General features: G+C 71.6%; 21 protein-coding genes and 2 pseudogenes. 10 read left to right on the top strand and 13 right to left on the bottom strand.

Going from position 1 to position 21,710, the window contains the following annotated elements; translation table 11 throughout:
- The first annotated feature begins 37 nt into the window (after positions 1-37).
- Positions 38-334, top strand: coding sequence for a hypothetical protein (locus ACYUED_RS01440; RefSeq protein WP_266527893.1), 297 nt, complete (start codon positions 38-40; stop codon positions 332-334).
- Positions 335-502: 168 nt separating this feature from the next.
- Here ACYUED_RS01440 and ACYUED_RS01435 read toward each other — a convergent pair whose 3' ends face one another.
- The 9 genes from ACYUED_RS01435 to ACYUED_RS01395 all read right to left on the bottom strand — a co-directional run bounded on the left by ACYUED_RS01435 (position 503) and on the right by ACYUED_RS01395 (position 11,640).
- Positions 503-1,720 (bottom strand): type III PLP-dependent enzyme, encoded by a 1,218-nt coding sequence (locus ACYUED_RS01435; RefSeq protein WP_491290497.1) that lies wholly within the window; start codon positions 1,718-1,720, stop codon positions 503-505.
- Positions 1,717-3,495: an IucA/IucC family protein gene (locus tag ACYUED_RS01430; RefSeq protein WP_491290496.1), complete on the bottom strand. Its 1,779-nt coding sequence runs from the start codon at positions 3,493-3,495 to the stop codon at positions 1,717-1,719. The genes ACYUED_RS01435 and ACYUED_RS01430 overlap by 4 nt, the downstream gene beginning before the upstream one ends.
- A complete protein-coding gene (locus tag ACYUED_RS01425; RefSeq protein ID WP_491290495.1) occupies positions 3,495-4,709 on the bottom strand; it encodes an MFS transporter in 1,215 nt (404 codons plus the stop codon). Before ACYUED_RS01425 ends, ACYUED_RS01430 begins: the two co-directional genes overlap by 1 nt.
- A complete protein-coding gene (locus ACYUED_RS01420; RefSeq protein WP_491290494.1) occupies positions 4,706-6,409 on the bottom strand; it encodes an IucA/IucC family protein in 1,704 nt (567 codons plus the stop codon). The genes ACYUED_RS01425 and ACYUED_RS01420 overlap by 4 nt, the downstream gene beginning before the upstream one ends.
- Positions 6,406-7,581 carry an ATP-grasp domain-containing protein gene (locus tag ACYUED_RS01415; protein ID WP_491290493.1) on the bottom strand — a complete coding sequence of 392 codons (1,176 nt, stop codon included), beginning with the start codon at positions 7,579-7,581 and terminating at the stop codon, positions 6,406-6,408. Before ACYUED_RS01415 ends, ACYUED_RS01420 begins: the two co-directional genes overlap by 4 nt.
- 83 nt (positions 7,582-7,664) lie before the next feature.
- Positions 7,665-8,684 (bottom strand): ABC transporter substrate-binding protein, encoded by a 1,020-nt coding sequence (locus ACYUED_RS01410; RefSeq protein ID WP_491290492.1) that lies wholly within the window; start codon positions 8,682-8,684, stop codon positions 7,665-7,667.
- Between the two features lie 33 nt (positions 8,685-8,717).
- Entirely contained in the window at positions 8,718-9,533 is an 816-nt protein-coding gene (locus tag ACYUED_RS01405) for an ABC transporter ATP-binding protein (protein WP_491290491.1), read from the bottom strand.
- 68 nt (positions 9,534-9,601) lie between these two features.
- Positions 9,602-10,651, bottom strand: coding sequence for a FecCD family ABC transporter permease (locus ACYUED_RS01400; RefSeq protein WP_491290490.1), 1,050 nt, complete (start codon positions 10,649-10,651; stop codon positions 9,602-9,604).
- Positions 10,648-11,640, bottom strand: a complete 993-nt coding sequence (locus ACYUED_RS01395; RefSeq protein ID WP_491294786.1) for a FecCD family ABC transporter permease — start codon at positions 11,638-11,640, stop codon at positions 10,648-10,650. The genes ACYUED_RS01400 and ACYUED_RS01395 overlap by 4 nt, the downstream gene beginning before the upstream one ends.
- Before the next feature lie 207 nt (positions 11,641-11,847).
- On the opposite strand from ACYUED_RS01395, the gene ACYUED_RS01390 reads away from it, so the two are divergent.
- Positions 11,848-12,693: an iron-sulfur protein gene (locus tag ACYUED_RS01390; RefSeq protein ID WP_491290489.1), complete on the top strand. Its 846-nt coding sequence runs from the start codon at positions 11,848-11,850 to the stop codon at positions 12,691-12,693.
- Between the two features lie 28 nt (positions 12,694-12,721).
- Here the strand turns inward: ACYUED_RS01390 and ACYUED_RS01385 are convergent, their stop codons facing one another.
- Positions 12,722-14,476 carry an ABC transporter ATP-binding protein gene (locus ACYUED_RS01385; protein WP_491290488.1) on the bottom strand — a complete coding sequence of 585 codons (1,755 nt, stop codon included), beginning with the start codon at positions 14,474-14,476 and terminating at the stop codon, positions 12,722-12,724.
- A 28-nt stretch (positions 14,477-14,504) separates the two neighbouring features.
- Positions 14,505-14,717: a hypothetical protein gene (locus ACYUED_RS01380; protein WP_491290487.1), complete on the bottom strand. Its 213-nt coding sequence runs from the start codon at positions 14,715-14,717 to the stop codon at positions 14,505-14,507.
- Between the two features lie 22 nt (positions 14,718-14,739).
- Here ACYUED_RS01380 and ACYUED_RS01375 point away from each other — a divergent pair, with 22 nt between their 5' ends.
- The 5 genes from ACYUED_RS01375 to ACYUED_RS01355 all read left to right on the top strand — a co-directional run bounded on the left by ACYUED_RS01375 (position 14,740) and on the right by ACYUED_RS01355 (position 18,272).
- Positions 14,740-15,057, top strand: coding sequence for a hypothetical protein (locus ACYUED_RS01375; protein ID WP_491290486.1), 318 nt, complete (start codon positions 14,740-14,742; stop codon positions 15,055-15,057).
- Positions 15,058-15,145: 88 nt separating this feature from the next.
- Entirely contained in the window at positions 15,146-16,231 is a 1,086-nt protein-coding gene (locus ACYUED_RS01370) for an S-(hydroxymethyl)mycothiol dehydrogenase (RefSeq protein WP_491290485.1), read from the top strand.
- Positions 16,231-16,860: an MBL fold metallo-hydrolase gene (locus ACYUED_RS01365; protein ID WP_491290484.1), complete on the top strand. Its 630-nt coding sequence runs from the start codon at positions 16,231-16,233 to the stop codon at positions 16,858-16,860. Before ACYUED_RS01370 ends, ACYUED_RS01365 begins: the two co-directional genes overlap by 1 nt.
- Positions 16,861-16,888: 28 nt before the next feature.
- The gene (locus ACYUED_RS01360) at positions 16,889-17,263 is read left to right on the top strand and encodes a DUF4180 domain-containing protein (protein ID WP_491290483.1); all 375 of its coding nucleotides are present in this window, start codon (positions 16,889-16,891) and stop codon (positions 17,261-17,263) included.
- Positions 17,264-17,357: 94 nt separating this feature from the next.
- Positions 17,358-18,272: an SDR family oxidoreductase gene (locus tag ACYUED_RS01355; RefSeq protein ID WP_491290482.1), complete on the top strand. Its 915-nt coding sequence runs from the start codon at positions 17,358-17,360 to the stop codon at positions 18,270-18,272.
- Positions 18,273-18,274: 2 nt separating this feature from the next.
- Here the strand turns inward: ACYUED_RS01355 and ACYUED_RS01350 are convergent, their stop codons facing one another.
- On the bottom strand, positions 18,275-18,811 hold the full coding sequence (locus ACYUED_RS01350) for a hypothetical protein (RefSeq protein ID WP_491290481.1): 537 nt from the start codon (positions 18,809-18,811) through the stop codon (positions 18,275-18,277).
- Between the two features lie 48 nt (positions 18,812-18,859).
- On the opposite strand from ACYUED_RS01350, the pseudogene ACYUED_RS01345 reads away from it, so the two are divergent.
- From ACYUED_RS01345 to ACYUED_RS01335, 3 genes and pseudogenes are all read left to right on the top strand, one after another.
- Positions 18,860-19,333: pseudogene (locus tag ACYUED_RS01345) on the top strand (SDR family NAD(P)-dependent oxidoreductase); the annotation flags it as partial.
- Positions 19,334-19,495: 162 nt separating this feature from the next.
- Positions 19,496-19,606: pseudogene (locus ACYUED_RS01340) on the top strand (oxidoreductase); the annotation flags it as partial.
- Positions 19,607-19,771: 165 nt separating this feature from the next.
- Complete coding sequence (locus ACYUED_RS01335) at positions 19,772-20,470, top strand: L,D-transpeptidase family protein (RefSeq protein WP_491290480.1); 699 nt, start codon at positions 19,772-19,774, stop codon at positions 20,468-20,470.
- Between the two features lie 28 nt (positions 20,471-20,498).
- Here ACYUED_RS01335 and ACYUED_RS01330 read toward each other — a convergent pair whose 3' ends face one another.
- Complete coding sequence (locus ACYUED_RS01330; RefSeq protein WP_491294784.1) at positions 20,499-21,701, bottom strand: Gfo/Idh/MocA family protein; 1,203 nt, start codon at positions 21,699-21,701, stop codon at positions 20,499-20,501.
- Between the last annotated feature and the right edge of the window lie 9 nt (positions 21,702-21,710).

The following is a 21,710-nucleotide window of genomic DNA, read 5'->3' as shown; positions in this document are numbered from 1 at the left end:
CCGTGTCCGCCACAGGCCCGGTGACGTTGTGAAAAGCATGATCTCAACACGACGTATCGTTGCCGCGGTTGGTCTCGCCGCCGGCATCACCGCCCTTGCGGCACCTCTTGCCAGCGCGTCCGACTCGACCATCCAGAACCGGGACGGGAGCGAGCTCAACCCGATCAGCACGATCGACTCCCTCGCCGCGACCGGCATCCCGGCGGACCGCAGGGCCGAGGTTCCGCGCCCCTCCGAGCAGCTGCAGCAGCTGAACCGGCTGAACAACCTCGGGCAGCTGGACCGGGTCGCCCACATGGGAGCCGCGGGGACCGGGCTGCCCGAGGCCCTCTAGCAGACCGACGCCGCATCGCACGTACCTGTCAAGGGCCGTCCGGAACACCGGGCGGCCCTTGACTCTGCCGCAGGCTGATCACCGTCCCGCCGAGGATCGTGAATCAAATGTCACGTGGCGAACGCATGCATGGTCAGCAGGGACATGCCTGCCGCCGACGGTCCGCGGTCACTGCGCCGGGTGAGCGGCGGATCCGGCGTCGAGGAAGTGGAATCCGGGCCCGGGGTGCATCAGGAAGTCGTGGTGGGAGATGTTCCACGCGTAGGCGCCCGCCAGCGAGAACACCACCCGGTCGCCGGCTCTGAGCCCGGGCGCGGGCACCCGGCGGGCCAGCACGTCCTTGGGCGTGCACAGCTGCCCCGCCACGGTGACCCTGCCGTTCCCGGCGGCCGGACGCGGCCACGGATGCGGCCAGTCCTCCGATTTCAGCACGGTGCAGGGCTGGTCGTGCCCCTTCGTCGCCGGGGTCCGCAGATGGTGGGTGCCGCCCCGGACGACGGCGAACTCCTCGCCGTGACTGCGCTTCACGTCCAGCACCTCGGTGGCGTACCAGCCGCAGTACGCCGTCAACGCCCGCCCCGGCTCGATGCGCAGGGTCAGCCCGGGGTGCGCCTCGGTGAGACGGGCCAGCCCGCTGCCGTACGCGGACCAGTCGAAGCGGCGCTCCGGCTCGGTGTAGTCGACGGTCATACCGCCGCCGACGTTCACCTCGGCGAGCGGAACACCGAGACCCGTGGCCCACTCCACGACCGACTCGGCCACCACCAGCAGCTCGGCCGCCTCCAGCCCACTGGCCAAGTGGGCGTGAACGCCGCGCAGTTCGAGGTGCGGGTACGTGCCATCGGTCAGCGCCCGGACGACGTCCACCGCCCGCTCCGGATCCAGCCCGAACGGCGTCGGACGACCTCCCATCGCCAGCGAACTCCCCGCCAGCGATCCCTTGGGCACCGGCAGGTTGACCCGGGGCAGCACCGCCACCCGCCGCCCCGGCGCACACCGGCGCGCCAACTCGCCCAGCATGCGCAGCTCGTACTCGCTCTCCACATGGAAACGGTCCACACCCAGCTCCAGCGCGGCCGTCACCTCGTCCGGCGTCTTGCCGGGACCGCCGAAGGCGAGAGCGCGGCCCGGCACCGCCTTGGCGACGTGGGCGAGCTCACCGCCCGAGGAGACCTCGTAGCCGTCGACGTACGGGCCCAGCGTGCCCAGGATCTCCGGCTCGGGGTTGGCCTTGGCGGCGTAGTACACCTCGACCCGCTCGGGAAGTGCGGCCCGGACGGTGGCGGCATGGGTGCGCAGCGCCGTCAAGTCGTAGACGTATGCGGGCAGTTCGGCCGAGGAGAGAGACCGCACGCGGTCGTGGACCGAGGGGGTCGGGTCGGTCATCGGGTGCCCCCGGTCGTGTCGCGCAGGACGTCCTCGGCGAGCGGGGAGGGCAGTCGGACGTAGCCGGCGTCCCGGTCCGCCCTGCGTTCCCAGCGGGTGAGCAGGTTGGCCTTGGCGGGCAGAGGCACCCCGGCGAGCAGGGCGGCGAGGCGGGGCGGGTAGCCGTACCGGTCGGAGTACGTCTGGAGCGTGGCGCGCACCCGGGTCCACAGGGCCGCCTCTGCCTGCGGGTGCAGGTCGGCGAGGGCGGCGAGGAGCTCGGCGACGTGGTTGACGAGCAGGCAGTACACGACCCGGTCCCAGCCGCGCTGCGCGTCGTACGTCATCGGGCCTGCGACCTCGGGCGGCAGCGCGGCCAGCGTGTCGGTGTGCTGTTCGGGGACCAGCTTGGTGCCCTCGAGGTCGCGGAAGAGGACCTGGGCGGGCATCCCGTCGGCGCCGACGCAGATCAGGACGTTCTGCAGGTGGGGCTCGAGGACCACGCCGTGGTCGAAGTAGGCGGCCAGGACGGGAGGGACGAGCAGGTCGAGGTAGGCCGACCACCAGGCGAGGGTCGTTTGCACGTCCGCCCCGTCGAGCAGGCGGGAGATGTGCGCGGGGCCGGTCGGGTACTCGTCGGCGACGGCCGCCGCGAGCAGGGGAACCGTGCCCGGGGCGAGACGGCGCGGCAGGCCCTCGCGGACGATGACGCCGAAGCCCTCGAACAGCTCGCGGTCGGCAGAACCGTCCGGGCCGGGCAGGGCGAGCGTGCGGTAGGCCGGCTCGCGGAGCACGGCGCTGCCGGGGAAACGGTCGGCCAGGTCGGCGAGTGCCGGACCCAGTACGCCGGTCAGCGCCACGGCCCCGGCCAGCTCGTAACTGCTGTTCTTGCGCAGGCAGTTGGTGATCCGGACATTCAGGCTGAACTTGAGGAAGGTCTCCCCGTCGTACAGGGTCCGCACCGAGGCGGTGGCGGCGAAGGGGCGTCCGCCCGGGCCGAGTTCGAGGATGTCGCCGCGGTCGAGCGCGGCACCCAGAGCCGGATGCGCCCGGAGTGTCTCGTACTGCCAGGGGTGGGCGGGCAGCAGCCGGTACCCCTGCGGCACGTCCGTGCGCAGCCCGTCCAGGAGGGCGGCCGCCGACGGGTCCGCGAACTCCTCGGCGATCAGGTGGGCGCGGACGGCGAGGTGCCGTAGCGGGAAGGAGGCGCCGACCTCCGGTGCGTACGCGGCCCAGGCGCGCGGGTCGCCGGTGCGGGCCTTGGGCGTCGGGTGGAAACGGTGCCCGAACAGCAGCGACTGCTCGGAGGACAGATAGGCCGAAAGACGGTCCTCCGGTAGACGGTCGTCGGGGAGGCGGGCGGAGCGAGGGGTGGCGAGCGTCGTGGAGACGGCGCCGTGGCTGGAGGCGATCTGGTCGAGGAACTCCTCGTTGCGCACGCCCGTGCGCAACGACAGCTCGTCGTGCGTGTACTGGGCCAGGCGCCGCCAGTCCACCTCCGACCAGCCGCCGTCGCCCTGCTCACTCACGGGGCCGGTGAACCGGTGAGCGCCGAGCAGCGAGGTGCGGCGCAGGGCGATGCGCAGCAGCACTCCGCGGCGCGGCAGCCGCAGCAGGAGGTGGCCGTCGGCGACGACCGACTGGTGCTCGGGTCCGGAGACCTCGCGCAGCAGGCAGTTGAGGAGCGTGTGGGCCACGGCGTCGTCGGCGGAGGGGAGTACGGCCGCGCTCCCGGACGGGCGAAGCGAGAGGGGGGTCCCCCCGGACGAGGTCTGGGGGAGGCTCAGCGAGGGCATCAGCGGCTCCTGCGGGTGCGGTCGTTCAGCGGGGGGAAGGACGAGGTCACCACGGTGGCGACGACGGTGACGGCGGCGGCCGCGCTGCCCGTCAGCACGGGTGCGGCCGGGCCGAAGCGGGCGCTGCCCGCCGCGGCGGCCAGTCCGGCGGCGACCGCGCCGGCCTTGGAGAAGAACTCCAGTGAGCCGAACATCCCGCCCGGCGACCGTCCTTTGGCGCAGTCGGCGGCCAGGACCGACAGACACACCAGGCCGAGGGTGAGGCCCGCGCCGAGCAGCAGCCGGACGGCGATCAGCGTCGCCAGGGAACCGGCGACCCCGTGCCCCGCGAGACCGAGCGCGATGCAGGTGAAGCCGAGCGCGATCCCGCTCCGGGGCCGGTCGTGGAACGCGGAGTGCACGGTCAGCGCCGACACCAGATAGCACAGGTGGGGGAGGGCGAACAGCACGCCGGAGAGGGTCGGGGAAGTGCCCGGGAGACGGTCGTCGACCAGGGCGATCAGATAGGGGAAGGAGATGACGGTGGAGAAGACGAAGGCGAACTCCAAGGCGTACAGGGCCTTGAGGGAGATCACCGGCGTTCCGTCCGCGCAGGTCGTCTCGACGGCACGCTCCGACTCCGGTGCGGCACACTCCGGTTCGGGCAGGGCCGCCAGCAACAGGGCGGCCGTCAGCGGCAGTACGGCGAGCAGGGCGTACTGGCGGTGAGGCGACAGCCAGCCCGACAGCGAGCCGATCACGATCGGCGCCACGACCAGCGCGGCCCGGGCGCTGCCCTGCATCAGGGTCAGCGCCCTGGACAGGGCGGGACCCTCCAGGGCGGCGCCCAGGTACCCGTTGGACGCGGCGAAGGTGCCGCCCAGGATGCCCTGCAGTACGAGGGCCACGGTGAACGTGGCCAGGGAGTCCGCCCAGCCCGCGAGCAGAAAGGCCACGGCGAGCCCCAACTGGGCGCGCAGCAGCAGCCGCTTTCGGCCGTGACGGTCGGCGAGCCGCCCCCACAGCGGGGCGCCGAGCGCACCGAACACGGTCGGGACCACGTACAGCACCCCCGCCCAGCGGGCCCCGTGGTCGCCCAACTCCGGCAGGATCTCGGTGAGATACGGCGGCAGCCCGAGGGCCGCGAAGGACGCCACGAAGTAGCAGCCGGCCACCGCGTGCACATGCCCGCGAGTGAACGCCCGGTCCGGCATGCGCAGGGCTTCGGCGCTCATGCCGTGCCCCCGGTGGGCAGCAGGTAGTTGGGGCCGGTCGTGTAGTGCTTGTTGACGTCCGCGGCGCCCGAACGCTCCTTGGAGAGCAGCGTCCCGGCCGTGACCATCGCCTTGACCGGCAACCGCGGTGCATCGAGGACACGCTCGCGCAGGACCGCACCCGCGTCACCACCCAGCCGGTCGACGGCCCGGGCGAGCCGGTCGCGTACGAGACCCAGCAGCTCGTCCCGGTGCCGGGCGAGGCCGAACGCGTAGGCCCCCGCGCACAGATGGACCGTGATGGTGGCGAACAGGTCCGCGACCGGTCCGTCCCCGGCGCACAACGTCCGCGGATCGTCGAAACCCCACGGACCGGGCAGCCTGGCGGCCAGCCGTGAGGCGTTGACGCGGGGCCCGTCGTTGTCCTTGAACAGCAACCGCAGGGCGCCCTGCCCCAGCACCAGCGAGACGTTCTGCTGATGCGACTCCAGCGCGATGCCGTAGCCGAACAGGGTCGTCTGCCAGTCGAACAGCAGCGTCAGGAGGGCGTCCAGCAGGGCCAGTGGATCGCCGCCGTGGAAGCGGTCGGCCAGCAGGTCGAGGACCAGGCGCCCGCCCGGCGCCTCGGCGAGCAGCGCGGCCAGCGGGACGACGACGGAGTCCTCGAGCGCGGCCGGATGGCGGCGGCACAGGACGGCCAGCAGCTCGTGCCCGGCGTGCGCGTACGTGGCCTCGTCGGCGTGCAGGATCGTGTCCCGGAAGCGGGGCTCGCGCGCGATCACCGCCGCCAGCAGCCGTTGCCCCGCCGCACCGTCGACGAGGGTGCCGGGCTTGATGGAGCGCTTGTTGCGCAGACCCAACGTGGCGGTGACCAGGGGGAGTTTGAGATGCAGGGAAGGGTCCGCGGCCACCGCCACCGTGCGCATCGACAGCGTGGGCACGACTTCGAGATGAGCGCGCTCGGCGAGCAGCGCGCTGCCCGCCAGACCCGTGGTACGCAGCGCCTCGTCCAGCGGCGCTCCCACGGTCAACGGGTGCACGGGCAACGCCACATGGGTGTGCTCGGCCTCGGGCAGCCCGAGCAGGGCGGGCGTGGGCCACAGCTCGGGGAGCGGGACCGTCACGGTCACCGCGGCACGCGGCACGGCCAGCCAGTGCAGCGCGAAACGGGGATGGAACTCCGGCGCGTACGACCGTAGTTGTGCCTCGGTGAGCCCTGAGCGGCCGCGTGCGGTCGGGTAGACGGGATGGTCGAGGCGGGCGGCGAGAGTGTCGTACGCGATCCCCGGCCACCCGGCCGGATCGTCCCCGTACCGGCCGGTCAGCCGTCGCATGACGTCGTCCCGCGTGCGGGCGTGCAGCCGCATCGTGTCCAGTGTCTGACGGCACTCCTCGGCGAACGCGTCGAAGCCGTCGCGGTCCTCGGGCTCGGCGAGATCGCGCAGCGCACCGAGCACGGCCTCGTGCGAGGTCAGCTCGAAGGCGTCCGACTCGCGTGCCAGCAGGGGCAGCCGGGCCCGGTACTCGCCCTGGTAGCCGTCCTCGGCGACCGGCAGCAGCAGGGCGTCACCGGCAGCCGGCAGGCGCAGCCAGTCGCCGTCCGGCCGGTGCACGAGGGCGCTGCGGCTGCGCAGGCCGACCACGTCCTCGCGCAGCAGGGCGCCGAGCACGCGGGTGAGCAGCTGCGTCTCGCAGGTGTCCGTCGCGGTCGGCGCGCTCACGACTGGATCTCCCAGCTCCGGGCGGCCAGGAATTCCGCCGACACCCGGTCCACCGTCCGCTGGTCGGTGCCGACGGCCCGCAGCACTCCGAGGTAGTCGCGGTTGGTGCGGTACAGCCCGTGCCGCTCGCCCGTCCCGCGCAGCGGACGGTATGTCAGATGGACGCCGTCGACGGTCAGTTCCCCGGCGGCCGGGGCCTGAACAAGGGTGCCGGCGCGGTCGGCGCACGGGTACTCAAGACGCGCGGCGCCGTCGCGGCGGGCTCCCATGTCGGAGGGCAGGCGTTCGCCCAGGTGGGTGCGCAGCACCAGCTCGAAGAACGGTATCTCCAGCAGCCGGGCCAGCAGCAGATCGCACTGGTCGCCGATGGCACGGTAGTTGACCTCGATGATCCTGGCGCGACCCTCGTGCACCACGAACTCGGTGTGACAGGCCCCGAACCCGACTCCCAGCGCGTCCAGTTGGGCGAGCACCTGGGCGACGACGGGCTCTGGGTGGGCCGGGACGAAGGTGAGGTGTTCCTCGATGAAGTACGGCGGAGCGGACAGCCCGGTGCGGAAGCCGCCCAGCACATGGCGGACCTGCCCGTCGCCCAGTGTCTCCAGGGTGTACAGCTCGCCGGGGAGGTACTCCTCGACGACGAGGACGGCACCGGGCCGACGGTCCAGGATCTCCCTGGCCCGTGCCACGAGCTGTTCCGGGTCGTCGACCAGGACGACGTCCTCGCTGGCCACGCCCTCGCGTGGCTTGAGGACGCACGGGTACGGCGCATCCGCGGGCGCGACGGGCTCCGTGAGCTCGGCCGACCACACGGTGTCCACACCGGCGGCGGCGAGCCGGCGCCGCATCTCCGCCTTGTCCTTGGTGCGCAGCGTGGCTCGCCAGTCCTTGGCGGGGAGGCCGAAGTAGGCGGCGGCCAGGGCGGCCTGGGTCTGGAGGTGGTCGCTGTTGGTGAAGACGGCGTCGGGCCGGTGGTGTGTGGATATCCGGGTGACGACGGCCCGGTGGTCGCGGACGTCGCACTCCAGGACCTCGATGTCCGGGTGGGGGCGGCGATGGGCGGCGCTCTGGTCGGTGAGGACGGTGACATCCAGGCCCAGCCGGGCGGCGGCGGGCAGGAAGCCCTCGGTGACGGAGTCGGTCGGATTGAGGGCAAGCAGGTAGATGCGCACGGTGTGCAGGCAACTTCCTTTGGCGAGTGGGGGGTTGGGGACGGACCGGGCAGACGGCGCGGTCCGCCCCCGGGAAACGGGAGTTACTTCTTCGGGAGGTCCACGCCGGTGGCCTTCGCCACGTCCTTGAGCACCTGTTCGGCGGCCTGGACGCCGATGCCGGACATCCACGTCTCGTCCGGGACCTCGTGGACCCGGCCGTCCTTGACGGCCGGGAGAGCCTTCCAGACCGGGTTGGAGGTGACCTGCTCCTTCTGGGTCTTGCCGTCGACGTCGGCGGAGGTGACGAAGATCAGATCGGCGTCGGCCCGGTCGATCTCCTCGGGGCTGACGTCCTTCATGGTGACGTCGGGGTCGTTCGACACCTGGGACTTGGGCCGCTTGAGGCCGATGTCGTTCAGGACCACACCGCTGTAGGAGTTGGACTGGTACAGGCGGGTCGGACCGGCGATGAAGCGGACCACGGACGCGGTCGGCATCGTGCCGCCGTCCTTCTTCCGGATGGCCTCACCGAGCGCCTTGGCCTGCGTCTCGTACTCCTTGAGCTTGGCCGCGGCCTCCTTCTCCAGGCCCAGAGCCTCGGCGTGCACCTTCAGGTTCTGCTTCCAGACCCCGCCGGTGGTCTCCGTGAAGACGGTCGGGGCGATCGCGCTGAGCTTGTCGTAGACCTTCTCGTGCCGGACCTTCGACGACAGGATCAGATCGGGCTTGAGGGAGGCGATCTTCTCCAGGTTGGGCTCCAGGAGCGGTCCCACGTCGGCGGTGCCGCTCAACTCGCCCTTGAGGTACGTCGGGAAGCCGCCCTCGGTCTTGAAGTGGGGGGCGACCGCGCCGACCGGGTCGATGCCGAGCAGGGTGACGTCGTCCAGCTCACCGGTGTCGAGGACCACGACCCGCTTCGGCTTCGACGGGATCTCGACGTTGCCCATCACGGTCTTGAGGGTGCGTGGGAAGCCGGCCGACGCCGAGCCGGAGGACTTGGCGGTGTCGGCACCGTCGGTCTTCTCACTGCCGCAGGCGGCCAGTACGGCCGTACCGAGCACCACGGAGAGCAGCACGGCGAGGAGTCTGCCGATTCCGTGCAGGGGAGAGCGCTTGAACATGGGGGGTCGGTCTTTCTGGTAGGTGCTTACGGGTCAGGCGGACACGGCGGGGCGCCGTACCGCGCTGCTCTTCGGTACGACCAGCGGGGTGCCGGTCTCCGGGTCGGGGATCACCCGGCAGTCCACGTCGAACACGGACCTGACCAGGTCCGCGTCGAGGATGTCCGCCGGGGCGCCGGCGGCGGCGAGACGGCCGTCCTTGAGGACCACCATGTGGTCCGCGTAGCGGGCGGCCTGTCCGAGGTCGTGCAGCACCATCACCACGGTGCGGCCCGCCTCGGCGTGCAGGGCGGCGACCAGGTCGAGGACGTCGAGCTGGTGCCGCAGGTCGAGGAAGGTGGTCGGCTCGTCGAGCAGGAGCAGTTCGGTGTCCTGGGCCAACGCCAGCGCGATCCAGGCGCGTTGGCGCTGACCGCCGGAGAGCTGGTCGACGCTCTGGTCGCGCAGGGACGTGGTGCCGGTGCGCTCCAGCGCCTCGTCCACCGCCTGCTGGTCCGACGCCGACCAGGGGCTCAGCAGCCGCTGGTGCGGATACCGGCCCAGGCGTACGAGCGCCTCGACGGTGATCGCCTCGGGCGTGACCGGCTGCTGGGGGAGCAGTCCCATCCGGCGGGCGAGTGTCCGCGCGGACATGCGGTGGATGTCCGCGCCGTCCAGGGTGACGGTCCCGGCGGCCGGGGCGAGCAGCCGGCACAGTCCGCGCAACAGGGTCGACTTTCCACAGGCGTTGGGTCCGACGATGGCGGTGACGGCGCCTCCCGGCAGCGTCAGATCGAGTCCGCCGACGACGAGCCGGTCGCCGTAGCGCAGATCGAGGCCCCGCGTGGAGAGCTGGTTGGCGGTGGTCATGTGCGGCTCCTGACGCGCTTGCTGTGCTGCGGTCGCATGTGGCTCGTGGCCGGTTTCCGGGGCGCCGGTCATGGCCGGCTCCTCTGGAGGGGCGAGCTCTGCCGGAACATCAGCACCAGCAGCCAGGGCGCGCCCAGCGTGGCGGTGACCGCGCCCACCGGCAGCCCCTCGACCGGCAGCAGGTGCTGCACGACCAGGTCGGAGGCGAGCAGCAGCACCGCTCCCGCAAGACCGGCCAGCCCCAGGGAGGAAGCCGTGGGCGGACCGGTGACGAACCGCACGATGTGCGGCACGGCGAGCGCGACGAAGGTCACCGGACCCGCGACCGCGGCCGCCAGGGACGCCAACGCGACCGCGACGACAAGGAGTTGGAGACGAGCGGCCGACGTCCGCAGGCCGAGGGCACCCGCCGAGTCGTCCCCGAGGTCCAGCACGGCCAGCCGGCGGTGCAGTACGAGGGTGACGGCGAGCGCGAGCACCATGGCGCCGCCCGCTCCCCACACCTCCGTCCACGTCCGCCCGTACACCGACCCCGTGGTCCACTGCAGCGCGGACCCGGCGAGCTCGGCCGGGAAGCGCACGATCATCAGGTTCACGGCGGCGGCCAGTCCCGCCTGCACGGCCAGCCCGGTGAGCACGAGCCGGGTGACGGCGAGCCCGGACCGCCAGGCGAACACGCCCAGCAGCAGGGCCGCGAGCAGGCCTCCGCCGAGGGCTCCGAGCGGGACCAGCGTCTGTGAGGCCCCGGCGGCGATGAGCGCGACAGCGCCCAACGACGCCCCGCCTGTCACGCCCATGACATCCGGGGATGCCAGGGGATTGCGGAACAGCCGTTGCAGCACGCAGCCCGCCGCGCCCAGCCCCGCTCCGGCGACGATGGCCGCCACGGTCCTCGGCGCCCGGAACTGCTGCACCACCAGCACGTCTCCCGGATCCCCGAGGCCGACCAGCGCACGCAGCGCCGTGCCCGCGGGCATCCGCATCTCACCCGTCGTCAGGGACACGGTGAGCAGCACGAACAGCGCGACGAGACCGGAAACGGCGAACACCAGGACACGGCGCCGCACCCGGCTGCGGGAGGCGGACTTCGTACGAACGGTGGCGACGGCGGCGCTCATCGGGCCACCTTCCGGGCCAGCAGCGCCAGCAGGGGCGCGCCCAGGAACGCCGTCACGATGCCCGCATCCAGCTCCGAGGGACGGATCACCATCCGGCCGACGACATCGGCCGACAGCAGCAGCACCGGTCCGGCGATCAGGCAGCCGGGCACCAGCAGCCGGTGGTCGGCGCCGAGCAGGGGACGTACGAGATGGGGCGCGGCGAGGCCGATGAAGGCGATCGGCCCGGCCATGGCGACCGCCGACCCGGCGAGCAGGACCACCGCGATGCCGCCGGCCAGCCGGATCCGGGCCACCGGCACACCGAGTGCCTGGGCCGCATCGTCGCCCAGGGCAAGGGCGTTGAGCGCCGGAGAGACGGCCAGGGCGGCCACCAGCCCGAGCAGCAGGGTCGGCAGCACCGGCCACAGCACGTCGAGGGGCCGGTCGGACAGGGATCCGGCCAGCCAGAAGCGGGCCTCGTCGAGGGTGCGCTGGTTCATCAGCATCACCGCCGACGTCCAGGACAGCAGCACGAGTTGGAGGACGGTGCCGCCGAGCGCCAGCCGTACGGGATCGATGTCCCCGGCGCGGCGGGCCAGCGCCTGGGCGAACAGGGCGGCGCCCGCGGCGCCGGCGAACGCGAACCACACATACTGCACAGGGTCGTTGAGCTTCAGTGCGAAGATCGCGACGACCACCGCGAAACCGGCGCCGGCGTTGATGCCGAGGGTGGTCGGCGACGCGAGCGGGTTGCGGGTGATGCCCTGGGCAACGGCGCCTGCGACCCCGAGCGCCGCGCCGACCGCGAGGCCGATGACGGTGCGTGGCAGCCGCAGCCCGGTGACCACGAGTGCCTCCCGGCCCTGGGCGTGACCGAACAGCGCGTCGGCAACCGTGGACAGGGGCACCGACCTGGCGCCGAGAGCGAGGCTCAGCGCGGTGCAGAGCGCAAGGGCGCCCAGTCCGGCGAGGAACACGGGGACGTGTCTGAGGGCAGGGGAGGGCACACCGGTGGGAGCGGCCCGTCGGGTCACGGTCACAAGCCGTGAGCTTAGGTGAGCCTTCCTTTACTTATCAACCGGCCGTGAGATGGCCTCGGCCTGGGAGCTCCATGATCCCGGGGTGCGCATGCCCCGTGGATCAACTCGCCGGGCGTGAAGTAAGGTAAGCCTGACCTTGCTGTCCGTCGTCGAACCTCCTGTGCTGGAGCGCCCATGTCCGTGGCTCTGAAGGCCCACTCCGCCGGTGCCGTCACGCATGCCCTCGGCGGTGCCTACCGGAAGCTGGGCGAGGTCTGCGAAGCGCTGACCGTGCGGGTCGTGGAGCCGGGCCACGAATCGGCCCGAACCGTGGTCACCGCGGCTGAGTTGGCCTCGGACCGGGCAGCGCTCGACGCCTTCGTCGACGCCGAGGCGGCCCGCATCCACGACCGCTACGAGGTTGCTGCCCGCCGTGACGTCGCCGCCTCGCGGGCCCTGCACGCCTACGCCTGGACCCTCGGCGTGCTGACGGGCGGGACCTGGTACCTCCAGCGACGCGTGCCCCTGATCCGGCTCGACGACCTGCGGCCGGACCTCGCCACAGGCGGGTACGAGATCACACCCGGCACCGAACTGGCCTGCCTGGCAGGTGACGTGGTCGCCTCGCAGCCCGGAGTGCTGACGCTCCGCCATGAGGACCAGCTGCGGGCCGTGCTGCGCAAGGCGATGGCCGATCACATGCGTCCGCTCCTGACCGCGATCGGCCCCACCGCACGACGCGGGGCACGGTCACTGTGGGGCATGGTCGCCGACGACCTCGTGTCCGGCATCTGGCACCTGGGCCGGATGCTGGGCCAGGAGGGCGACGCCGTGCGCGCCGCCACCGAGGTGCTGCCGATCGGCCTGGCCCCGTACCCGGCCGGCGCCGGCTTCCGTGACCTGGTCGGGGACGACGGCCGACGGCACATCACCCGCACGCGTACCGGCTGCTGCATGTTCTCTGCGATCCGGCCCGCCGAGTCCTGCGTGACCTGTCCCCGCACCGGCGACGCGGAGCGGCTGCGCAGACTGGGAAGCTGAGCGGCTGCGCAGGCCGGGAACGCAGTTGTCAGTCGGCCGTGGCCAGGAACTGGGTGGCCGCCAGCTCGGCGTAGAGCGGATCGGCGGCGACCAGTTCGCGATGGGTGCCGACCGCACGTACCCGTCCCGCGTCCATGACCACGATCCGGTCGGCCATCGTCACCGTGGACAGCCGGTGGGCGACGACGAGAACCGTCGTCGTGCGCGCGACATCGGAGACCGTGTCCCGCAGCGCCGCCTCGTTGACCGCGTCGAGCTGCGAGGTGGCCTCGTCGAGCAGCAGCAGCCGTGGCCGGCGCAGCAGCGCACGGGCGATGGCGACCCGCTGCCGCTCGCCGCCCGACAGCTTGGTGCCGCGGTGTCCCACCAATGTGTCGAGGTCCTTCGGCAGGCGGGCGACGAGACCGTCGAGACGGGTCGTCTTGAGCACGCGGGTGAGCGCCTCCTCGTCGGCGTCCGGGTTGCCCAGCAGCAGATTGTCCCGCAGCGAACCCGACAGCACCGGGGCGTCCTGCTCCACATAGCCGATCGCCGCACGGAGCGGGGGCAACTCCCAGTCCGGCAAGCCGAGTCCGTCGAGGGTGATGGTGCCGGACTCGGGATCGTAGAACCGCTCGATGAGAGAGAACACCGTGGTCTTGCCCGCGCCGGACGGTCCGACGAACGCCGTCATGCCCCGTGCGGGCACGGCGAACGTCACCCCGTGGTGGACGTACGGCAGATCGTCGGCGTACCGGAAACGGACGTCGTCGAAGGCGAGGGCGGCCGGCTCGGCGCCCGCGGAGGGCAACGGGGCGGGCGCGGCGGCCGGTTCGGACGGCAGACTCAGTGCCTCCTGGATCCGGGCGAGCGCGGCGGCGCCCGTCTGGTACTGCGTGATCGCGCCGACCACCTGCTGGATCGGGGACATGAGGTAGAAGACGTACAGCAGGAACGCGACCAGCGTGCCCACCTGGATGGCGCCGGTCGCCACCCGCGCCCCGCCCACCGCGAGCACCGTGATGAACGCGATCTGCATCGCGAGACCGGCCGTGTTGCCCGCCGCCGCCGACCACTTGGCGGCTCGCACGCTCTGCCGCCACGACTCCTCGGCGGCCTCGTGCAGCGTCCGCTCCTCCCGGTGCTCGGCGCCGGACGCCTTCACCGTGCGCAGCGCGCCGAGGATCCGCTCCAGCGACGCGCCCATCACGCCGACCGCGTCCTGCGCCTGCCGGCTCGCCCGGTTGATGCGCGGCACGATCACTCCGAGGACCGTGCCCGCGCCGAGGATCACGCCCAGGGTGACGGCGAGCAGCACGGGGTCCACCAGGCCCATCATCGCCACGGTCGCGACGAGAGTGAGTCCGCCGGTGCCCAGCCCGACCAGCGAGTCGGTGGTGACCTCGCGCAGCAGAGTGGTGTCCGAGGTGATACGGGCCATCAGGTCGCCCGGCTCACTGCGGTCGACCGCCGTGATCCGCAGCCTCAGCAGATACGACGACAGGGCGCGCCGCGCACCGAGCACCACCGACTCCGCGGTGCGCCGCAGCACATAGGAGCCGAGCGCGCCCACCGCCGCGTTGACGACGACCAGGACCGACATGACCACCAGCGCGCCGGTGATGGCCCGATCGTGCGACAGGTCGTCGATCAAGCCCTTGGCCACCAGCGGCAACAGCAGTCCGGTGGCCCCCGTGACCAGCGAGAGCAGGGCGCCCGCCAGCAGCGCCCACCGATGCGGCCGTACGTAGGCGAGGAGCAACCGCCAGGCGGGCGGGCCGGACACGGTCTCTGCGATGCTCACGGCGCTCCTCGGAATTCGGCTGAAGGGTTCAGGCTACGTCGGCCTCCTCCCCCATGGCCTGCCAGTTCCGGGCCATCGAGAGGGTGAGCGGTCGGTCGGCGCCTTCGGGCAGACAGTCGGCGAGCATGCCGGTCAGGACGTCACCGGGCCCGAGTTCGACGTAGGCCGTCATGCCGTCGCGGTGCATTCGCCCGACCGCGTCCGCGAAGCGGACCGGATCGCGGATGTCACTCCTGGACACTGTTGAGGAACGGTTCGCACTCGTGCGGGACGGGCGCGCCGGTGTCCTGCTCTCCGTGGGCGCCACCCTCGACCCCGTGCTGCGCGCCACCGCCGGCCTGGACCTGGCGGTCCTCTACGGCGCGACCATCAGGCCCTTCGACGAGATCGGTCTGCGCACCACAGCCCTCGCGACGGACCACGCCGACGTGGTGCTGATCGAGCCCGGCCTGCCCGGCACCTCGGCCCGGCAGGTCGCCGAGACCCTGGTGCACGTGCCGCATCGGCTGCTCGCCCTGGGCGGTGCGGTCGGGTTCGATGAGCAGGCTGTCGGCCGGGCCGTGCGGGAGTTCCTGCGGTGAGCGGCGGCGCGGGACCACCGCCGCCGTTACTGATCAGTCACCCGTAGGGTCGGAAGGACGGACAGCGGCCGACGAAGGGCTCACCACCATGGCGCAGGAAGTACGCGGCGTGATCGCGCCGGGCAAGAACGAACCGGTGCGGCTGGACACGATCGTCGTGCCCGATCCGGGGCCCGGGGAGGCGGTGGTACGCGTCCAGGCCTGCGGGGTCTGCCATACCGACCTGCACTACAAGCAGGGCGGGATCAGCGACGACTTCCCCTTCCTGCTCGGTCATGAGGCCGCGGGTGTGGTGGAGTCGGTGGGCGAGGGCGTCACGGACGTCGCGCCCGGGGATTTCGTCGTCCTGAACTGGCGTGCGGTGTGCGGGAATTGCCGGGCCTGCCTGCGGGGCCGGCCGTGGTACTGCTTCAACACGCACAACGCGAAGCAGAAGATGACCCTGCTCGATGGCACCGAGCTGTCGCCGGCGCTGGGCATCGGCGCGTTCGCGGAGAAGACGCTGGTCGCGGCGGGCCAGTGCACGAAGGTCGACCCGTCGGTCTCACCTCAGGTGGCCGGGCTGCTCGGCTGTGGCGTGATGGCCGGGATCGGGGCGGCCATCAACACCGGCGGTGTCGGCCGGGGAGACAGCGTCGCCGTGATCGGCTGCGGCGGGGTGGGCGACGCCGCCGTCGCCGGGGCGAACCTCGCGGGCGCGGCGAGGATCATCGCGGTGGACATCGACGACCGGAAGCTGGCCACGGCGCGCGAGATGGGCGCCACGCACACGGTGAACTCCAGGCAGCACGACGCCGTGGAGGCGATCCGTGAGCTGACAGGTGGCTTCGGCGCGGACGTGGTGATCGAGGCGGTGGGCCGCCCGGAGACGTACCGGCAGGCCTTCTACGCCCGCGACCTGGCCGGCACGGTCGTGCTGGTCGGCGTGCCGACTCCGGAGATGAAGCTGGAGCTGCCGCTGCTGGACGTCTTCGGGCGGGGCGGATCGCTGAAGTCGTCCTGGTACGGCGACTGCCTGCCCTCCCGTGACTTCCCGATGCTCATCGACCTGCATCTGCAGGGCCGCCTGCCGCTGGACAAGTTCGTCACCGAGACGATCGAACTCGACGCGGTGGAGAAGGCGTTCGAGCGGATGCACCACGGTGACGTGCTGCGTTCGGTGGTGGTGCTGTGATGACCGCGCGCATCGAACGCCTCGTCACCTCCGGCCGGTTCACCCTCGACGGCGGCAGCTGGGAGGTCGACAACAACGTGTGGATCGTCGGCGACGACCACGAGGTGATCGTCATCGACGCGGCGCACGACGCCGATGCCATCGCGGAGGCCGTCGGGGACCGGCGCCTGGCCGCGATCGTGTGCACCCACGCCCACAACGACCACATCGACGCCGCGCCCGCGCTCGCCGACCGCACCGGCGCGACCATCTGGCTGCACCCCGACGACCTGCCGCTGTGGAAGCAGACCCACCCCGACCGGGGCCCCGACGCCCATCTGGTCGACGGCCAGGTCATCGAGGCCGCGGGCGCCGACCTCACGGTGCTGCACACGCCGGGGCACGCGCCGGGCGCCGTGTGCCTCTACGACCCCGCACTGGCCACGGTCTTCACCGGCGACACCCTCTTCCAGGGTGGCCCGGGCGCCACCGGCCGCTCGTACTCACACTTCCCGACGATCATCAACTCCGTCCGCGACCGGCTGCTCACCCTCCCGCCCGAGACCAAGGTCCTCACCGGCCACGGAGATGCGACCACCATCGGTGCCGAAACCCCCCACCTGGAGGAATGGATCACCCGCGGCCACTGAGAGCGGCCGACGGATACGATCACCGAGCATGACCACCCACACACTCGAAACCATCCATGGCGTACGCGTGCTGCGCGGCGCCCTTGAGGGCCCGCCGCTCGACGGCGAGCAGGCCGCGCTCGATCTGATCGGCGATGCGATGGGGCACGACGCGCAGCTGGTCGCGCTGCCCGTGGGCCGGGTGGCGGACGAGTTCTTCCGGCTGAGGTCGGGCATCGCGGGTGCGGTCATGCAGAAGTTCGTGAACTACCGCGTCCGCCTCGCCGTCGTCGGCGACATCTCCCTGCTTGTCGCCGACAGCACGGCACTGCGCGATTTCGTCCACGAGACCAACCAGGGCGCCCACATCTGGTTCCTCGCCGACGACGACGCGCTCGACGCGAGGCTGCGGCCGGCCGGGTGACCGGTCCGGGTTCCCCGTAAAAGGCGACAGAAGATGTCCGGCTTCCCCGGCACCCTCGACTCCGACAGCAGTCGTGCGAAACGGGAGGTCGAACATGTCCGCACCGCTGAGGGGCAAGGTGGCGCTGGTCGCCGGGGCGACGCGTGGCGCGGGCCGGGGGATCGCGGTGGAACTCGGTGCGGCCGGCGCCACGGTCTACGTCACCGGCCGCACCACCCGGGCCCGCCGCTCCGAGTACGACCGCCCCGAGACCATCGAGGACACCGCGGATCTCGTCACCGAGGCCGGCGGCCAGGGCATCGCCGTCCCCACCGACCACCTCGACCCCGCACAGGTCGGCACCCTGGTCGACCGCATCGCGGACGAACAGGGCCGCCTGGACGTTCTCGTCAACGACATCTGGGGCGGCGAGAACCTCTTCGAATGGGAGAGCCCGGTCTGGGAGCACGACCTCGACAACGGACTCAGGCTCCTGCGGCTCGCGGTCGACACGCACGCCATCACCAGCCACCACGCCCTGCCCCTGCTCCTGCGCCGCCCCGGCGGCCTGGTCGTCGAGGTCACCGACGGAACCGCCGAGTACAACCGCGACACCTACCGGAACTCCTTCTTCTACGACCTCGCCAAGACGTCCGTACTGCGCATGGCCTTCGCCCTCGGCCACGAACTCGGGCCCCGCGGCGCCGCCGCCGTCGCGCTGACCCCCGGCTGGCTGCGCTCGGAGATCATGCTCGACCAGTTCGGCGTGGGCGAGGACAACTGGCGCGACGCCCTCGAACGCGTCCCCCACTTCGCCATCTCCGAGACCCCGCACTACGTGGGCCGAGCCGTCGCGGCCCTGGCGGCCGATCCCGACGTGGCCCGCCGCAACGGCGAATCCCTCTCCAGCGGCTCACTCGCCCAGGAGTACGGCTTCACGGACCTCGACGGCAGCCGCCCGGACGCCTGGCGGTACCTGGTCGAGGTCCAGGACGCGGGCAAGCCGGCGGACACCACCGGATACCGGTGAGATCAGGCGGGGGGCACGGGCGGCAGCGGCCAGCGCGCGGAGTGGCCGGGCGGCAGCCCGAGATCGTCGCGTACGGAGGTGTAGTAGCCCTCGCGCCCGGCCCGCTGTCGCTCCAGCAGGCCCTGCCAGGCCGCGGGATCCCGCGTGCCCTCCCGTACGAATCGCTCCATCTCCAGCACCGCGACGATCCACTCCCGGGCCTGCTCCACGGCCTTCGGGCTGCCCAGCAGGATGAGGGCCTCGCCATGCGGCTCCCGGGCCGTCTGGACCTCGGCGAGCAGCGGCTCCGCGTCCTGCGGCGACAGGGGATGCGGATGCGGATCGTTGCCGAGGTACGCCGCCACCCGGTAGGTCAGCGCGACCTGCTGCTTCAACGCCTGGGCCCAGTCCGCGTACACCGCGAACCGCCGTTCCTCCCAACGGGCCACCCGCTCGTGGCGGAAGCGGGCCCGGTCGCCCCGGACGACCGCCAGATACGAGCCGAGCGCGCCGATCACGACACCTATCAGCGCGGGGAGTTGCTGCACGAACGCGGACATGGACGCACGCTATCCGCCCTGTGATCTTGGGGGGAGTACGTTCGGCCCATGGCTGACACCAAGCGCTTCGAAGGGTACGCAGTTCTCGTCACCGGAGCCGCCCGCGGCATCGGCGCCGCCGTAGCGCGGCGGCTCGCCGAGGAAGGGGCCCGGGTGCTGGTGACCGACGCGGACGCGCCCGAGGCCGAGAGGACCGCGGCCCACTTGCGTGAACAGGGCCTGGCGGCCGAGGCGTTGGCGTGCGACGTGGCAGACCGGGCCTCCGTGGAGGCGGCCGTCGCGCAGGCCGTCGAAACCTTCGGCTCGCTGGACGTCCTGGTCAACAGCGCGGCGAGCTGCACCCCCGACACCCCTCTTTTCGAGGACGGGCCGGACGAGGCGTGGACCCGCGACCTCGACATCACCCTGACCGGAACCTACCGCTGCTGCCGCGCCGCGCTCCCGCACCTGGCCGCCTCAGGCCGCGGCGCCGTCGTCACCATCGGCTCCGTCAACGCCCTGCAGGACTTCGGCAACCACGCCTAATCCCCTTGTAGCAGCGGGTCCGCGAAGCTTCGGCTCTTCGGATCTGTTCGAGTACTGGGGCCGTTGACATCTTGTTTCAGCCCGGCAGGCCATGCCTTCCTGCAGAGCGGTGCAACGTCCAGGAGCTCGTGGTGATGGTCAGGTGGGTGTCGAAGCGACGCCTTCCGCGACGCGGCCTGGATCACCGGCACCGCGCTCACCGTCGACGGTGGCCTCACCGCGGTCAACACGGGATTCCTCAGGGCGACTCGACAGGAGAGGGACGCCTAGGGCTGCCCTGGCGGTGCCCATCATCACTCTGTGACCTGGGGCACTGCGAATGTCACCGTTTCGTCGCATCGTGGGGAGGCCTTGCAACCGATCGCCCCGGACGCCGGTCTAGGTGGCAGAGACCGCAGATCAGACGACCATTCCGGACGAAAGGCAAGGCACGCCATGGGGGACATACGCAGACGGGGAGCCGTCGCACTCGGGATCACCGGACTGGTGGCACCGCTCGCGCTCGCACTGGGCACCGCGCCCGCACAGGCGGCGACGGGCTGCACCACGTCGACCGGGCCCTACCAGAAGAAGGTCGAGAAGTTCCTCGGCCTGACCGTCGACGGCAGGCAGTCCGCCACCGACTGCAAGGCCATCAAGGCGTTCCAGACCAAGCACGGCATCACGCCGAACATCGGCTATGCCGGATCCGTCACCTGGGGCGTGATGGATCTCATGAACAAGCAGAAGGCCGTTGGGAACAACCCCAACAGGGACGGCGCGTGCCCGACGAACAAGGGCCGCATCGCCTGCGTGAACCTCACCCTCCAGCTCAGCTGGATCCAGGACGGCAGCAGACTCGTCTACGGCCCCGTCCCGGTCCGCACCGGCCGCGACGGCTACGAGACCCGCACCGGCCTCAAGAAGATCTACTGGCGGGACAAGAACCACGTCTCGAACATCTACCACGTGCCGATGCCCTACAGCCAGTTCTTCGACGGCGGCCAGGCCTTCCACTCGGTCAACCTCAGCATGTGGAACCCGCCGGGCTCGCACGGCTGCGTCAACATGACCACCGCCACGGCCAAGAAGTACTGGTCGCTGCTGAAGACCGGCGACGACGTCTTCGTGTACGGCCGCAAGCCGGGCACCTGAGCAGAGCGCAGGCACCCGGCCCGGTGACTCAGTTCTCCGGCGCGTCCCCGAAGTCCGGGATCTCCAGCCTGGCCCCGCCCTGCCGTGCCGAATCATGCGCGACGATGCCCGGCAGGGTGTAGCGGGCGGCCACCCACGCGTTCACCGACGGCAGCGACCGCGTGTTCACCGCGGTCACGAAGTCGTCGACGAGGAAGTGGTGACTGCCCTCGTGCCCGTTGTGCAGGTTGTCGAACTCCCGCGGCAGCCGGGCCCGGTCGTGCACCGGCGCCGAACCGGAGGTGAAGGCGGCCCGCAGATCCGGCGCGATGTGCTGGAGTGACGGATCGTCAGGAGCCATGGTGGGCTTGGGCTCCAGCAGCTCGCTGATGTCCTGGACGCCCTTCTTGTCCTGCCACAGCGCGACCGTCGCGAGCTGCTCCATGCTCGCGTCGGTGCCGAAGAAGCGGAAGCGGGATTCGCGGATGTGCGAGGGGTAGCCGACCCGCCGGAACTCGTTCGTACGGAACGAACCGCCGCCCGCCACCTCGAACAGCGCGGTCGCGTTGGAGAGGTCGTTGCCGAACTGGCTGACGTCCTTGTCGAAGACACCGTCGCCGCGCTGGTCGACGACACCGATCGCCGACACGCTTACCGCATGCGTCTGCCAGGCGCCGAGGACCCCGCCCACCGAATGCGTCGGGTAGAGCAGCGGGGGATAGCTGGCGGTCGCCTTCCAGTTCTCGCCGCCGCTGTACTGGTACGCCTCGTAGAACCCCAGGTCCATGTCGTGGACGTAGTCGCCCTCGGCGTAGAAGATCCGCCCGAAGGCGCCCTTCGCGATCTGGTTGCGGGCGTGCACGGTCGCCGGGTTGTACTGGCTGGTCTCGCCCATCATGTAGGTCAGTCCGGTGGCCTTGACCGCGTCGATGATCGCCGCGATCTCCTCCGTGGCGATCGCCATGGGGACCGCGGAGTACACGTGCTTGCCGGCGTCGAGGCCCTGCAGCACCAGCGGGCCGTGCGTCCAGCGCTGGGTGAAGATCGCGACGGCGTCGACCGCCGTCGACTCCAGCATCGCCTCGTACGACGGGAAGGTGCCGGTGAGGCCTTCGGTGGCGGCCAGCTGCTCGGCCCGCTCCGGCAGGAGGTCGGTGACGTAGACATTGCTCACGCCGGGATGGGCCAGGAACAACTTGGCGAACTGGCCTGAGAACTGGCCGGCACCGACGATGCCGAGGGAGAACGTCATGGAAGGCAT

The organism is Streptomyces sp. DF42, from assembly GCF_058267695.1.
Note: the sequence above shows the minus strand (reverse complement) of the source record. Positions and strands in the feature narration are given on the sequence as shown.